Genomic DNA, 14,579 nt, shown 5'->3' on the forward strand with positions numbered 1-14,579 from the left:
CGGGTGGTGGTCGGTCAGTGGGCGCAGTCGGTCGGTGGGCGCAGTCGGTCAGTTGACGCAGGGCACGTCCGAGCCGGCGTCGAAGGTCGGGCGATCCGCGATGGACGGCGGCAGCGGCGCATAGGAGGAGGTGGTGGGGGAGTAGGACTCGGTGCCGGCGGCGTCGCCGGTGGGGCCACTGTAGTCCTCGGCCAGGACGACGCGGACGGAGCCGTCGGGCAGCGCGGGGTCGACCTGCACGGGCAGGCCGCCGAGGGCCTCCGACACGGCGAAGGCGGCGTCGTCGTCGGCGGAGGCTGCGGCGACGTGCGAGGTGTAGGCGGCGGCCGGGTCGGTGAGCAGGTCGCCTGCGGTGTAGCCGAGTTCGGTGAGGGCTCCGGAGACCTGCGCGGCCAGACCGTCGATCGCGGTGGTGTTGACCACGGAGACCGTCACCTCGGCGGGGTCCGGCCCCGGCGCGTCGGTGGGGGTCTGCTCCGGATCGGTGGTGGCGTCGGCGTCCGCTTCCCGATCCTCGGTGCTGGCGAAACCGGCCACGAACTCCGACACCTCGGCGGGGTCGGCGGTGACGATGGACTCGCCCCACTCGGTGAACGAGTCGATGCTGGTGACCGGGATGGTCTCGAATCGGACGTTGCCGCCGCTGATGTCCTGGAGCTTCATGGCGAAGTCGACGAAGTCCCAGTTCTCGTCGATGACGAAGGACCGCTTGGCGGCGTCGACCAGCGCACCGAGTTTCGAGGGGTCGGCCAGGGTGCCGGCGGAGAGGATCTTCTTGACCAGCTGGGACATGAACACCTGCTGACGGACGATCCGGTCGAGGTCGCCCGCGGGCAGGTCATGGCGTTGGCGCACGAAGCTCAGGGCGTCCGATCCGGAGACCGTCTGGACGCCGGCACGGAAGTTCGCGCCCGACAGCGGCTCGTCGACCGGCTCGTTGAGGCAGACGGGGACGCCGCCGACCGCGTCGGTGAGCAGCACGAACCCCAGGAGGCCGATCTCGGCGTAGTGGTCGGCCTGGACGCCGGTGAGATCCTCGACGGCGCCGATGAGGCCGTTGCGCCCGGCCTTGACCGCGGCGCGCTGGTCCTCCTCGGTCAGTTCACCGTCCGGGTCGGACGCGACGGCACGCTCGAGATGGGCCTCCTTGTTCGCGGCGTAGACGCCGTTGATCTTGCTCCCGCCGACCGAGCTGGTCTCCACGTAGACGTCGCGGGGGATGGAGATCGCGGTGGCGGAACTGCCGTCTTCGGGGATCCTGATGAGCAGGATCGTGTCGGTGTTCTCGCCCTCCTCCTCGCCGGTCCGGATCGTGGCCAGTTCCTCTTGGCTGAGGGGGTTGCCCTGCGCGTCGGTCCGGTTGTCCGTGCCCACCAGAAGGATGTCGACGGCGCCGTCGAGGCCACCGTCACCCACGTCGAGACCGCCGGCGGAGGTCAGGTCCGAGCTGAGTCCGTTGAACAGGGTCCACCCGACGCCGGTGACCAGGAGACACAGGGCGGAGACGAGGGCGGCCACGACGCGACCGACCCGGTACGCGACCGGGCGGGCCGGGGTGGCGTGACGCCGTCTCCGTGCCCGGCCGGGGGCACGACGGGGCGTCGCTGGCAGCTCGGCGCTCATCCACCGTCCTTGTCGTCGAGTAGGGCCGCCCGAGGCCGCCGATGATGATCAACGGTACCGCGCCGCGCGCCGGGCGTCGGAATCCGTGGGGTGCGTCGTAGGGTGTTTCGCGTGACGACCCGACTACCCGTCGTGACGGTGACGTACTCGCCGGGCGACCACCTCCGCAGCTTCGTCGAGACCCTCCCCGCGGCCACGACCCGGCAGGTCGGCCTGGTGATGGCGGACAACGGGTCGACGGACGGGGTGCCGGAGGAGGTCGCGGCGGAGTACGGGTTCGCCGAGTTCTTCCCCACGGGCGACAACCTGGGGTACGGCACCGCCATCAACCGGGCGGTGACGCTGATCGCTGGCCGGCCGGAGGATTTCGACCAGGAGTTCGTCCTGGTGGTCAACCCGGACGTGACCTTCGAACCCGGGTCGGTGGACGAGCTCCTCGCCGCCGCCGCACGCTGGCCGCGGGCCGCCGCGTTCGGCCCGCGGATCTCCGAGACCGACGGGTCCGTGTACCCGTCCGCCCGGGCGGTGCCACGTCTGGGCGCGGGGATCGGCCACGCCCTGCTCGGCCAGGTGTGGCCGCGGAACCCGTGGACGGCGGGATACCTCGACGACGCGGACATGGAGACCGAGCGGGCCGCCGGGTGGCTGTCGGGTTCGTGCCTGCTGCTGCGCCGGGCGGCGTTCGATGCCCTGGGCGGGTTCGACGAGCGGTATTTCATGTACCTCGAGGACATCGACCTGGGCGACCGTCTCGGCAGGGCCGGGTGGCAGAACGTCTACGTGCCCGCCGCCGTCATCCACCATGACCAGGGTCACGCTGCGAACGCGGTGCCGGAGTTCACCCTCCGGGCGCACCACCGCAGCGCGTACCTGTTCCAGGCGGACAGGCACCCACACGCCTGGCAGGCACCGATACGCTGGGCGCTCAGAGCGGGCCTGGAGTTGCGGTGTCGCCTGGCGATCCGGTCCGCCCGGCGCGCCGCGGGCTGAGCCCGACACCCCGGAACCGAGTCCCATCCACCGGCCACCGGAGCGGGGCGAGCGCGCCCCCGCCCGCGGCCCTTTCGACAGCAGGAGCCTTCACCGTGACCTCGACGACCCCCGGGAGTGCCACCGCCGACGACGACCTGATCGCGGACACCGAGGCGGTGGTGCTGGTCGGCGGCAAGGGCACCCGGCTCAGGCCCCTGACGATCTCGGCGCCCAAGCCGATGCTGCCCACCGCGGGCCTGCCCTTCCTGACCCACCTGCTCTCCCGGATCCGGGCGGCCGGCATCCGGCGCGTCGTGCTGGGGACCTCCTTCAAGGCCGAGGTCTTCGAGGAGTACTTCGGCGACGGGTCGGCCCTGGACCTGGACATCTCCTACGTCGTGGAGACCGAACCCCTGGGCACCGGCGGCGGCATCCGCAACGTCTTGTCCGAGCTCACCGCCTCGACGGTCATGGTGTTCAACGGCGACGTCCTCGGCGGGACCGACCTGCGGGAAATCCTCGCCCTGCACCGCGAGAAGAACGCCGACCTGACGATGCACCTGGTCCGCGTCTCCGATCCGCGCGCGTTCGGCTGCGTCACCACCGACGACGACGGGCGCGTCCAGGACTTCCTGGAGAAGACCCAGGATCCGCCGACCGACCAGATCAACGCCGGCTGCTACGTGTTCCGCCGTGAGCTCATCGAGCAGATCCCCGAGGGCCAGCCGGTGTCGGTCGAGCGTGAGACCTTCCCCCAGTTGCTCAGTGAGGGCCGGCGCGTCTACGGGTTCGTCGACTCCGCCTACTGGCGGGACATGGGCACGCCGGAGGACTTCGTGCGCGGCTCGGCGGACCTGGTCCGCGGCATCGCCCCGTCGCCGGCGCTCGACGGCCACGCGGGGGAGTCCCTGGTCCACGAGGGTGCCGGGATCGGGGCGGGCGCCGTCCTGGTCGGCGGGACCGTCGTGGGGCGCGGCGCGGAGATCGGGGCCGGGGCCAGACTGGACGGCGCGGTCGTCTTCGACGGTGCCCGCATCGAGGCCGGGGCGACGGTCGAGCGTTCGATCGTCGGATTCGGCGCGAGAATTGGCCACCGGGCGCTCATCCGGGACGGCGTGATCGGTGACGGCGCCGACATCGGTGCCCGCTGCGAGCTCCTGCGCGGTGCCCGCGTGTGGCCGGGGGTGCAGATCCCCGACGGCGGGATCCGCTACTCCACCGACATGTAGGCCCGGCCGGCCCTCGCCACCCATCCGATGTCGCGCCACCCATCGGATCCGGCAGGTGGCGCGACATCGGATAGGCGGCGCTCATGGCGGCTGGCGCTCATGGCCGCTGGAGCGCATTTCGATGGGCCACGCCCGTTCCGGCAACGCCCGTTCCGGCCGGCGGCGCGAATCCGGCCGGCGGCGCGGATCCGGCCGGGGGACCGGTCGGCGTGCGGCTACCGACTCACTCGACCGTCAGGTAGGCGTCGCCTGCCGGCCGCGGCTCCCGTGGCGGGACCGTCTCGGCGGGCACGCCCACCGCGACCGCACCGAGCGGCCGCCACGAGCCCGGCAGTCCGAGCTCGCGGCGGGTGGTGTCGGCGGCGAAGATCGTCGACCCCACCCAGCACGAGCCCAGGCCGCGCGCGGCGAGCGCCACCAGCAGCGACTGCACCGCGGCACCTCCGGCGACGGTGAACATGGTCTCCTCGCAGGCGGCGCGGCGGGCGTCCGGGTAGTCGTGTGCTCCGGCGTCGTCGTCGACGAACGGCAGGATCAGCTCGGGGCAGGTGCGCAGCAGGTCGCCGCGCCCGAGTCGACGGGCCAGGACCTCGCCGGTGTGTCCGTCGGCGCGCAGGTCGCGCTCCCAGTCCGCGCGCAGGGCGTCCAGCAGCCGCACGCGCGCGTGGCCCGCGACCCGCACGAACCGGACGGGAGTGCTGTGGTGCGGTGCGGGGGCGGTGAGCGCATCCGCCACGGCGCCGGCCAGCAGGTCCGCGTCGACGGACTCGTCGGAGAACCGTCGCACCGAGCGGCGGGCGGGCACGGCCTCACGTCGCCCCTGCGCCAGTGCCTCGGCGGTGCCCAGCCGGAACAGGTCCGCGGACCCGTCCCTGACCAGGTCGCGGGCCCGCCGGGGGACGTTCACCTCGCCGTCGTCGTCGTCGTTGTCGTCACTATCGTGGTCGACATCGTCGTCGTCACCGTCGTCCAGCAGCAGGTGCCCGATCCCGCGCACCACGGCGACCGGTCGCGCCCCGAGCTTGCCCTTGACCAGGTCCGCCGCCGACGCGATCTCGTCGGCCACGGCCACGTCGGTCACGAGCAGTTCGTTGCCCTGGCGGTCCACGGCGCCGTCGTACCCCACCGACACCCGCAGTCCGGCGGCGCCGATGGCCATGTCGATCTGGCCGGTGCGCCAGGCCCGGCCCATGGTGTCGGTGACGACGACGGCGACGCGCGCGCCCGTGAGGCGTCGGAGTTCGCGGGCGAGCGCGGCGGCGGAGGCGTCAGGATCCTCGGGGAGCAGCGCGAGCTCGCGGGCCTCGACGTTGGAGCCGTCGACCCCGGCGGCGGCCTGGACGATCCCCAGCCGGTTCTCCGTGATGAGCGTGCGGTTGACGCGCGCGACCACGCGGACCGACTCGGCGTCCACGAGCCGCCGGCGCAGGGCGTCGCGCTGGTCCGGGTCGGTGGGGGCGGGAACGATCCGCCCCTCGGTCTTGGACAGCACCTTGGAGGTCAGCACCACCACGTCGCCGTCGACGAGGCCGTGCCGGTCGGCGGTGAGCGCGTCGGCGAGGGCGCGCGCGAGGTCGTCACCGGGCCGGAACTCGGGCAGGCCGTCGGGTGCCCACATGACGACGTCCGCGGGCGCGGCGTGTTCGACGGTCCAGCGGCGGATCTCGGGGAGCGCGCCGTCGGTCATCGGTCGGTCCGGGCGGGGACCTCAAGGCCGGCCAGGTCGATCGCGGCGGCGACCATGTCCGCGGTGGCGTCGGGGTCGGTCATGAGCAGCGGGACCTCCCGGATCGCGACGCCGTCGACCGCGCCGGAGCCGTCGGCGGGCGCGTCGCCCGGGGCCACGAGCCAGCCGTCGAGCAGGCCGGTGCCGGAGCGGGCGCCGTAGTGGCGCGCCACGGCCGTCGCGGAGGTCTCGACTCCGATCGCCGTGAGGCACGTGTCGGCCATGCCGCGCAGCACCGCCCCGCCGATCACCGGGCTGATGCCCACCACGGGGGCGGGGGTGGACCGCAGCGCGGCGCGGATCCCGGGCACCGCGAGGATCGCGCCGACGGAGACCACGGGGTTGGAGGGGGCGACGACGACGAGGTCGGCCGTCTCGATCGCCTCGAGCGTCTCCGGGGTCGGCGTGGCGGCATCGGCGCCGACCTGCACGAAGCCGGAAGGCGTCAGTTGCGCCCGGTGCTTGACCCACCACTCCTGGAAGTGGATCGCCCGCGGGCCGGGGGCGTCCGCGTCAGGGCCGTCGCCGGGGGTCGCCGCGTCGCCCGCGCCGGTCCCGTCGTCGGCCGTGCCGCCGGTCACGACCACGTGCGTCTCGCAGCGGTCGTCGGTCACGGGCAGCAGGCGCACGCCGGGGGACCAGCGGGTCGACAGCGCCTCGGTGACGTGGGTGAGCCGGTAGCCGGCGTCGAGCATCTGCGTGCGCACCAGGTGGGTGGCCAGATCCTTGTCGCCCAGCCCGAACCAGTCGGGCTGCACGCCGTATGCCGCGAGTTCGTCCCGGCAGTTCCACGTCTCCCCGGCGTGGCCCCAGCCGCGCTCGGGGTCGATGCCGCCGCCGAGGGTGTACATGCAGGTGTCGAGGTCGGGGCAGATGCGGACCCCGTGCATCCAGGCGTCGTCGCCGACGTTGACCACCGCGTCGATACGATGCGGCGAACCCGCTCGGGCGGACTCGGCGTCCAGTCCGAGTAGTCGGCGGGCGCCGAGCAGGAAACGGGCGCCACCGACGCCGCCGGCCAGAACACAGATCTTCACACGGACGAGAGTAGTGACGGTGCGTGCGACGCCGCGCCGGTGGGCCGGACAGGCCCGGTCCGGGAGGGTGGCGGGCGCGCCGGGGACGTGTCTCACGCCACAATCGGGGCGGCGTGTCACCGGCCGCGGCGGGTGGGGAAAATGGTAGGTATCCCCGATTTCGCTTGACCTACGCGGCTTGCATGTGTGTAATCACAGGTGTGTCATTCCCTGGTGGGTGACGGTAAACATCGCACAGACATCAGACAATCCGCGATCCGGCAGGGCTCCCTCGGCCGTGTCGGCGACGGGCACTCCGACGCGGACCATCGCGCACGAACATGCAACACGAAGGGATGACCGTGGATCGACAGTCACGCACCGTCGCGGGACCCGAGCTGGCCCTGGTCGACCTCGGTGTCTCCGGCCTGTTCGTCGAGGACGAGCAGGAGAGCTGGCAGGAACGGGCTCTGTGCGCGCAGACCGATCCCGAGGCGTTCTTCCCGGAGAAGGGCGGGTCGACCCGCGAGGCCAAGAAGATCTGCACCGGCTGCGAGGTCAAGGCCGAGTGCCTCGAGTACGCGCTGGCCAATGACGAGCGCTTCGGCATCTGGGGCGGGCTGTCCGAGCGTGAGCGGCGGCGCATCAAGCGCGACGCCGTCATGTGAGCCGCGTGCGGGTCATCCCAGCCCGTCACCCGGCCCCGTCTTCCGGCGCCACCTCCCACCCCTGACCGCCCCGTACCGGGCGGTCAGTTCTCGTCGGGGCCGGCCTCGACCTCGTCGGGGGAGAGTTCCAAGTGCTGGGAGACCAGTTCGACCAACACGGAGTAGATGAGGTCCCGCAGGTCATCGCTGTCCGGCGCGCGCCGGGACAGGGGCTTGCGGAACAACACCAGCCGCGCCCGGGTCGGCTGCCCCGAGCGGTCGACGCCCGCTGGCACCAGGCGGGCGAGCGGGACGTCGCCGTCGGCCACGACCTCCTCGGGCCACGTCTCGCCGGGACGCAGTCGCATGCGGGGCACCATGTCGACCGCGAGGTCCAGATGCACCAGTCGGGAGTGCCAGTGCTGGTCGATCTCCGCGAACGCCTCGAGCGCGGCGGCGTCGAACTCGGCCGACCGGCTGCGCCACCTCGGCACCTCCGGGGGCAGGATCGGGCCGCGGGGGCCGTGCCCGCGTCGGTCCGCCCGCCGGGAGGTGACCACACGCGGGCCGCGACGCCCCGGGTCCCCGGGGAAATCTCGGACCGAGATCCGGCTGCCGGCGCACACGTCGCTCTGGCCGGCACCGGGGATCGCGGTGCCGGTGGGCGGTCGGCCGGGTACCGGGGCGGTGGGGGTCATGGCGCGAGGATAACCCCGCTCGTGGCGGGTGCGTCGAACCGGCGTGGGCGGGTCGCGGCCCCTCCGCCCCGGGTGCGGGACTACCCTGGGGCCTCGTGAGTGAGAACCGTCGTTGCTGCCGTCCGGGATGTCCCAACCGCGCGGTCGCCACGCTCACCTACGTCTACGCCGACTCGACGGCCGTCATCGGTCCGCTGCCCGCGGTCCGCGAGCCGCACGCCTGGGATCTCTGCGCGGCCCACGCACTGCGCATCACCGCCCCCCGGGGCTGGGACCTGGTGCGCCACCCGGACATCGACACCTCGGCCGAGGACTCGGACCTCACGGCGTTGCTCGACGCGGTCACCGGCGGCCCGGTCGGCGGGCGCAGGACCGGCGCCGCACTGGTCGACGCCGATCGCCTGCGTCGTCTGGGTGTCTCCGATCCCGGGCCGGTCCTCGACGACGCACGGAGCCGCACGGAGGAAGGGTCCGGCCCCGCCACCGGCCCCTCCGGCGCGACCGGACGTCCCCACCTGCGGGTCGTGCCGGACATGGCCACCGCACCCGACACCGGTACCGGCGGGTCCGGCGACGGCCGACCGGAGCCGGGCCCCGCCCCCCGCTGAGCCGCGGCCCGCGAGGTCGGTCCGCCGCCAGTACGGCGCGGGTAGTGTCAGGCAGAACACCGACCGACCCGTCTCACACCCCTGGAGCAACACGTGGCACGTAGCGCCGAGTCCGTCCGAGCAGTCATCAAGGCGTACGACGTCCGTGGTGTCGTCGGCGAACAGATCGATGAGGACTTCGTCCGCGAGGTCGGGGCGTCGTTCGCCCGCCTCATGCGTTCGGAGGGTGCCCGCACCGTGGTGATCGGCCACGACATGCGGGACTCGTCCCCGGGCCTGTCCGCCGCCTTCGCCGACGGGGTGACCGCCCAGGGACTGGACGTGGTGACCATCGGCCTGGCCTCGACCGACCAGCTCTACTTTGCCTCCGGTTCACTCGACTGCCCCGGTGCCATGTTCACCGCCAGTCACAACCCCGCCGCCTACAACGGCATCAAACTGTGCCGCCCCGGCGCCAAGCCGGTCGGGCAGGAGTCCGGCCTGCGGACCATCGCGGACGAGGTCATCGAGGGGGTCCCCGCTCACGACGGCGAGGCCGGCACCGTCACCGAGCGGGACGTCCTGGACGGTTACGGCGAGTACCTGCGCGGACTGGTCGACCTGTCGGGCATCCGCCCGCTCACGGTGGCGGTGGACGCCGGCAACGGGATGGGTGGCCACACCGTGCCCGCCGTCCTGGGCGGGTTGCCGCTCGAGATCGTGCCGCTGTACTTCGAGCTCGACGGCAACTTCCCCAACCACGAGGCGAACCCGCTGGAACCGGCCAACATCGTCGACCTGCAGGCCCTCGTCAGGGAGAGCGGGGCCGACATCGGCCTGGCGTTCGACGGCGACGCCGACCGCTGCTTCGTGGTGGACGAGCGCGGCGAGCCGGTCGCGCCGTCGGCCATCACCGCCCTCGTCGCCGAGCGTGAGCTGGCCAAGGACCCGGGCGCCTCGATCATCTACAACCTCATCACCTCCCGGGCCGTCCCCGAGCTCGTCGAGGAGAAGGGCGGCGTCGCCGTCCGTACCCGGGTCGGGCACAGCTTCATCAAGGCGCAGATGGCCGACACCGGTGCCGTCTTCGGAGGGGAGCACTCGGCGCACTACTACTTCCGCGATTTCTGGGGCGCCGACTCGGGCATGCTCGCCGCGATGCACGTCCTGGCGGCGCTGGGCGGGCAGGACGGGACCCTGTCGGCGCTCATGGCCGAGTACACCCGGTACGCCGCCTCCGGGGAGATCAACTCCACTCTCGACTCCGCCGAGGCCCAGACCGAACGGATGGAGGAGGTCGTCACCGCGTTCTCGAAGCGCGCCGAGTCCATCGACCGGCTCGACGGCGTGACGGTGGACCTCGGCGACGGATCGTGGTTCAACCTGCGCGCCTCCAACACCGAGCCGCTGCTGCGTCTCAACGCCGAGGCGCCTACCAGGGAGGACGTCGCCGCCGTGGTCGACGAGGTCCTCGCGATCGTCCGTGCCTGACCTGACCAGCGACACCGGGGCCGGTCGGGTCGACCTCGACGACCCCGGGGCGTTGCGCGCCGCCGACGCCACGGGTGCGCTGCTCCACGCGTCGATGGCGGGAGCCCAGTTGCGCACCGTGGCCACCGCGGCGGGCGGTGGCGCGCTGGACTCGCTCGACCGATTCCGTCCGAGGGCGGTGGTCTGGGTGTCCGGGCGGTCGGACCGTGCGCGCCACGCGGCCGGCGTGGTGGCCGCACTGGCGGAGATCGGCGGCGGCCCCGCCGTCCCCCCGCTGGTGCTCGCGCGCACCCTGCCCGCGTGGGTCGGTGCTCTCGACGTGGTCCTCGTCTCCGGGGACGACGCCGGCGACCCTCGACTGGTGACCGCGATCGACTCCGCCGCCGGCCGCGGCGCGACCGTCATCGTGGACGTACCCCGGGAGGGCCCGGTCGCCGAGTCCGGCCGCGGCCGGGCCACGTGGCTCGAACCGCTCCCGTACGTGCCGCCCCACCGTGGTGTGCTGCGCCACCTGGCGGCCGGGATGGCCGTGCTCGCCGCGCTGGGCGCCCGGGGCCTGGACGTGGCCGCTGCGGCCGACGCCGTCGACATCGAACTCGAGGGGCTCGGCCCGGAACTGGCCACCCCGGTCAACCCGGCGAAGCTGCTCGCGACATCGGTGGCGGGCCGTGATCCTCTCGTGTGGATCCACTCGGACCCGGTGTCCGCGGCCTACTGTGACCGCGCGGTCGCCGCGTTCTGCGACGCCGGCAGGGTCACGGCCGCGTCCTCGGTCCCCGACGCGGTGCGTGCGCACGCCGAACGGGCCCAGGGTCGTCCGCCGACGGATCCGCTGGCGAGCCTGTTCCACGACGAGGAGTTGGACGGACCACGCGACGATCTGCCCGTCAGGTACGTCGGTATGGTGTTGGGCGCGGACGAGGAGATCGTCCGGCTGGCCGCGGGCCCGCTCGCGGATGTCGAGTGGATCACCGATCGCGGTCGGGACACGGCCGGCGACGCCCCGGCCCCGTTGAGCGGAAAGGTGGCAGCGCTCATGGCCCGCACGGAACTGGCCGCCGCCTACCTCCTCGTCGGAGGTCTGTAGGTCCGTGGTCGCACTCGAACCGGTGGTCCAGGCCTACGCCTGGGGCTCCCGGACCGCGCTTCCCGAGCTGTGCGGGATCACCTCGCCGGCGCCCCACCCCGTCGCCGAGCACTGGTTCGGCGCGCACGACTCCGGCTCCTCGCGGTGCTCGGACGGTCGCGGCCTCGACGCACGGATCGCCGCCGACCCCGAGCGCGAGCTGGGCCCGCGGGTGCTGGCCGAGCACGGCGGGGGACTGCCCTTCCTGGTCAAGCTGCTCTCCGCCGAACAGGCACTGTCGCTCCAGGCCCATCCGTCCCCGGAGAAGGCGCGTGAGGGTTTCGCGGCGGAGGACGCGCGCGGGATCGCCGTCGACGCGCCGGACCGCAACTACCGCGACGTCAACCACAAGCCCGAGATCCTCGTCGCGCTCACCGAGTTCCACGCCCTCGTGGGCTTCCGCCCGGTGGAGCGCACGGTGGCACTGCTCGACGCGCTGGGCGTCGCGTCCCTGAAGCCCTACCGGGACATGCTCGCCGGGCAGCCCGACGCCGAGGGTCTGCGCGCGGTCTTCACCACCTTCGTCACGATGCCGCACGTCGTACTGGCCGGCGTCGTGCCCGACCTGGTGACCTGTGCGGTGTCCTACCTCACCGACCACGGGGTCGAGGGGCCGTGGTCCCCGGTGGCCGCGACGATCACCGAACTCGCCGAGCGGTACCCGACCGATCCGGGGGTCCTGGGTGCGCTGCTGCTCAACCGGGTCGTCCTCCAGCCGGGCGAGGCCGTCTACCTGGGGCCCGGGCAACTCCACGCCTACCTACGGGGCGTCGGTGTGGAGGTCATGGCCAACTCGGACAACGTCCTGCGCGGCGGCCTGACCCCCAAGCACGTCGACGTCCCCGAACTGATGCGGGTGCTCGAGTTCAGCCCGCTCGCAGACCCCACCGTCCGGGCGGTCGAGGCCGACCGCGACATCCCCGGCGAGGTCGACTACCCCACGCCCGAACCCGATTTCGCGTTGTCGCGCATCGACGTGCCGGCCGACGGCGACCCGGCCGCCTGGCGACCGGAGGGCCCCGAGGTGCTGCTGTGCACCTCCGGCGAGGCGGTCGTGGACTCCGACGGGACGAGCGAGGCCCTCGCGCCCGGGCGGGCCGTGTGGGTACCGGCCTCGACCTCCCGGGTGTGTCTGCGCAGTACCGCCGGGGCCACCGTGTTCCGGACCCGCGTCGCCGGCGGGTGACGGGGCCGACACCCCGGCGGGCCGTCCCGCTAGTGTGGGGCGGAAGTCTTTCGCGAGTCAACGAGGAGCTGGTCGAGGAACATGTCCGCTGATCTGCAGGTTCAGTCCGTCAACGGTGTCGAGTTCAAGGTGGCGGATCTGTCGCTGGCGGAGGCGGGCCGCAAGCAGATCCGTCTGGCCGAGCACGAGATGCCGGGTCTGATGGCGCTGCGCGAGGAGTACGCGGCCGAGCAGCCGCTGGCCGGCGCCCGGATCGCGGGGTCGATCCACATGACGGTGCAGACAGCGGTGCTGATCGAGACGCTGACCGCGCTGGGTGCGGAGGTCCGGTGGGCCTCGTGCAACATCTTCTCCACGCAGGACGAGGCGGCCGCGGCGGTCGTGGTGGGCCCGGAGGGGACCCCGGAGGCTCCGCAGGGCGTGCCGGTGTTCGCGTGGAAGGGCGAGACCCTCACCGAGTACTGGTGGTGCACCGAGCAGATCATGACCTGGCCGGAGACCGAGCCGAACATGATCCTCGACGACGGTGGCGACGCCACGATGCTCGTGATCAAGGGCAAGGAGTTCGAGCAGGCCGGCGCCGTGCCCTCGGACGACTCGGCCTGGTCCGCGGAGGAGAAGGTCTTCCACGCGCTGCTGCGTGAGTCCGTTCCGGCCAACCCGGGCAAGTACACGGCGATCGCCGAGTCGGTCCAGGGCGTGACCGAGGAGACCACCACCGGCGTCCACCGCCTGTACCACTTCCACAACGAGGGCGTGCTGCCGTTCCCGGCGATGAACGTCAACGACGCGGTCACCAAGAGCAAGTTCGACAACAAGTACGGCACCCGCCACTCGCTGCTGGACGGCATCAACCGCGGCACCGATGCCCTCATCGGCGGCAAGAAGGCCCTGGTGTGCGGTTACGGCGACGTGGGCAAGGGCTGCGCGGAGGCGCTGGCCGGGCAGGGCGCGCGCGTGCAGGTCACCGAGATCGACCCGATCAACGCGCTGCAGGCGCTGATGGACGGCTTCGACGTGGTCACCGTGGACGAGGCCATCGCCGATGCGGACATCATCATCACCGCCACGGGCAACAAGGACATCATCACCTTCGAGCACATGACGCGGATGAAGAACAAGGCCATCCTGGGCAACATCGGCCACTTCGACAACGAGATCGACATGGCCGGGCTCGAGTCCGCCGAGGGCGTCACCCGCATCAACATCAAGCCGCAGGTCGACGAGTTCGTCTTCGACGACGACGGCCGCTCGATCATCGTGCTGTCCGAGGGGCGCCTGCTCAACCTGGGCAACGCCACCGGGCACCCGTCGTTCGTGATGTCGAACAGCTTCTCCGACCAGGTCATCGCCCAGATCGAGCTGTTCACCAAGGCCGACCAGTACCCGATCGGGGTGCACCTGCTGCCCAAGATCCTCGACGAGAAGGTCGCCCGCCTGCACGTGGAGGCGCTCGGAGGCTCCCTGACCACGCTGGCCAAGGACCAGGCCGAGTACATCGGCGTGGACGTCGAGGGCCCCTTCAAGCCCGACCACTACCGCTACTGAGCGACGCCGGGGATGGTCGCACGGCTGGTGGTCGTCGAGGGACTCGACGGCGCGGGGAAGAACACGCTGACGACGGCGCTCGTCGCCGAGCTCGCCTCCCGCAGTCTCTCGGTCGGCCGCCTGGCCTTCCCCCGGTACGGCACCCTGCACGCCGACCTGGCCGCCGACGCACTGCACGGTGGCCAGGCCGGCACCGCGGACTCGCCCCACGCGATGGCACTGCTGTTCGCGATGGACCGGCACGCCGCGCTGGGCGAGCTCGCGCAGCTGGGGTCCACCCACGACGTGGTGCTGCTCGACCGGTACGTGGCCTCCAACGCCGCGTACACCGCCGCCCGGCTCGGTCCGGACCGCGAGTCCGAGGTGGTCGAGTGGATCGGCACCCTCGAGTTCGACCGGCTCGGGCTGCCCGTCCCCGACCTGCAGATCCTGCTCGACACCCCGGTGGAGCTGGCGGCACGGCGCGCGGGCTCCCGGGAGGCCGCCGATCCGGCGCGCGTCCGCGACCGCTACGAACGCGACGCGGAGTTGCAGGCGGCGACCGGGCGGGTCTACCGTCGGCTCGCCGCCGCAGGGTGGCGTTCGCCCTGGCGCGTGATCGGGGCGGACCCCCACGTGCGGGAGTTGGCCGACCTCGTCGTCGTCCCCCCTCCGGCCGCCGCGCCGCACCCCGGTCCGTCGGGTCGGCCGGGTAAGGTCTGAGAGGGCAGGAACACGACCCGCGGTGCGT

At 72.6% G+C, this 14,579-nt stretch carries 13 protein-coding genes; 9 read left to right on the forward strand and 4 right to left on the reverse strand.

Annotated features, from left to right (window positions below; genetic code table 11):
• Positions 1 to 48 precede the first annotated feature (48 nt).
• On the reverse strand, positions 49 to 1,623 hold the full coding sequence (locus G6R20_RS13105) for an LCP family protein (protein WP_163376651.1): 1,575 nt from the start codon (positions 1,621 to 1,623) through the stop codon (positions 49 to 51).
• A 111-nt stretch (positions 1,624 to 1,734) separates the two neighbouring features.
• Between G6R20_RS13105 and G6R20_RS13110 the strand changes: the two genes are divergently transcribed.
• Together G6R20_RS13110 and G6R20_RS13115 are read left to right on the forward strand one after the other, a co-directional pair.
• Positions 1,735 to 2,613 carry a glycosyltransferase family 2 protein gene (locus G6R20_RS13110; RefSeq protein WP_119191966.1) on the forward strand — a complete coding sequence of 293 codons (879 nt, stop codon included), beginning with the start codon at positions 1,735 to 1,737 and terminating at the stop codon, positions 2,611 to 2,613.
• Positions 2,614 to 2,708: 95 nt separating this feature from the next.
• A complete protein-coding gene (locus G6R20_RS13115) occupies positions 2,709 to 3,824 on the forward strand; it encodes an NDP-sugar synthase (protein ID WP_227022368.1) in 1,116 nt (371 codons plus the stop codon).
• Positions 3,825 to 4,047: 223 nt separating this feature from the next.
• Here G6R20_RS13115 and G6R20_RS13120 read toward each other — a convergent pair whose 3' ends face one another.
• Positions 4,048 to 5,511 (reverse strand): coenzyme F420-0:L-glutamate ligase, encoded by a 1,464-nt coding sequence (locus G6R20_RS13120; RefSeq protein WP_132063707.1) that lies wholly within the window; start codon positions 5,509 to 5,511, stop codon positions 4,048 to 4,050.
• Positions 5,508 to 6,587 (reverse strand): 2-phospho-L-lactate transferase CofD family protein, encoded by a 1,080-nt coding sequence (locus G6R20_RS13125; RefSeq protein WP_067712261.1) that lies wholly within the window; start codon positions 6,585 to 6,587, stop codon positions 5,508 to 5,510. The genes G6R20_RS13120 and G6R20_RS13125 overlap by 4 nt, the downstream gene beginning before the upstream one ends.
• A gap of 335 nt (positions 6,588 to 6,922) precedes the next feature.
• Between G6R20_RS13125 and G6R20_RS13130 the strand changes: the two genes are divergently transcribed.
• Entirely contained in the window at positions 6,923 to 7,234 is a 312-nt protein-coding gene (locus tag G6R20_RS13130) for a WhiB family transcriptional regulator (RefSeq protein ID WP_067712264.1), read from the forward strand.
• Positions 7,235 to 7,317: 83 nt separating this feature from the next.
• Here the strand turns inward: G6R20_RS13130 and G6R20_RS13135 are convergent, their stop codons facing one another.
• On the reverse strand, positions 7,318 to 7,839 hold the full coding sequence (locus G6R20_RS13135) for a metallopeptidase family protein (RefSeq protein WP_307872458.1): 522 nt from the start codon (positions 7,837 to 7,839) through the stop codon (positions 7,318 to 7,320).
• A 167-nt stretch (positions 7,840 to 8,006) separates the two neighbouring features.
• Here G6R20_RS13135 and G6R20_RS13140 point away from each other — a divergent pair, with 167 nt between their 5' ends.
• From G6R20_RS13140 to G6R20_RS13165, 6 genes are all read left to right on the forward strand, one after another.
• Positions 8,007 to 8,519 carry a DUF3499 domain-containing protein gene (locus tag G6R20_RS13140; protein WP_069389313.1) on the forward strand — a complete coding sequence of 171 codons (513 nt, stop codon included), beginning with the start codon at positions 8,007 to 8,009 and terminating at the stop codon, positions 8,517 to 8,519.
• A 93-nt stretch (positions 8,520 to 8,612) separates the two neighbouring features.
• Positions 8,613 to 9,989 carry a phosphomannomutase/phosphoglucomutase gene (locus G6R20_RS13145; RefSeq protein WP_069389314.1) on the forward strand — a complete coding sequence of 459 codons (1,377 nt, stop codon included), beginning with the start codon at positions 8,613 to 8,615 and terminating at the stop codon, positions 9,987 to 9,989.
• Positions 9,982 to 11,076 (forward strand): hypothetical protein, encoded by a 1,095-nt coding sequence (locus G6R20_RS13150; protein ID WP_120286166.1) that lies wholly within the window; start codon positions 9,982 to 9,984, stop codon positions 11,074 to 11,076. Before G6R20_RS13145 ends, G6R20_RS13150 begins: the two co-directional genes overlap by 8 nt.
• Positions 11,077 to 11,080: 4 nt before the next feature.
• On the forward strand, positions 11,081 to 12,301 hold the full coding sequence (gene manA / locus G6R20_RS13155; protein ID WP_067712274.1) for a mannose-6-phosphate isomerase, class I: 1,221 nt from the start codon (positions 11,081 to 11,083) through the stop codon (positions 12,299 to 12,301).
• Positions 12,302 to 12,382: 81 nt separating this feature from the next.
• On the forward strand, positions 12,383 to 13,849 hold the full coding sequence (gene ahcY / locus G6R20_RS13160; protein ID WP_067712277.1) for an adenosylhomocysteinase: 1,467 nt from the start codon (positions 12,383 to 12,385) through the stop codon (positions 13,847 to 13,849).
• Between the two features lie 12 nt (positions 13,850 to 13,861).
• On the forward strand, positions 13,862 to 14,551 hold the full coding sequence (locus tag G6R20_RS13165) for a dTMP kinase (RefSeq protein ID WP_163376652.1): 690 nt from the start codon (positions 13,862 to 13,864) through the stop codon (positions 14,549 to 14,551).
• Positions 14,552 to 14,579 lie beyond the last annotated feature (28 nt).

The sequence above is a fragment of the Dietzia sp. Alg238-R159 genome (genome assembly GCF_900537145.1).
Classification (GTDB): Bacteria; Actinomycetota; Actinomycetes; order Mycobacteriales; family Mycobacteriaceae; genus Dietzia; species Dietzia kunjamensis.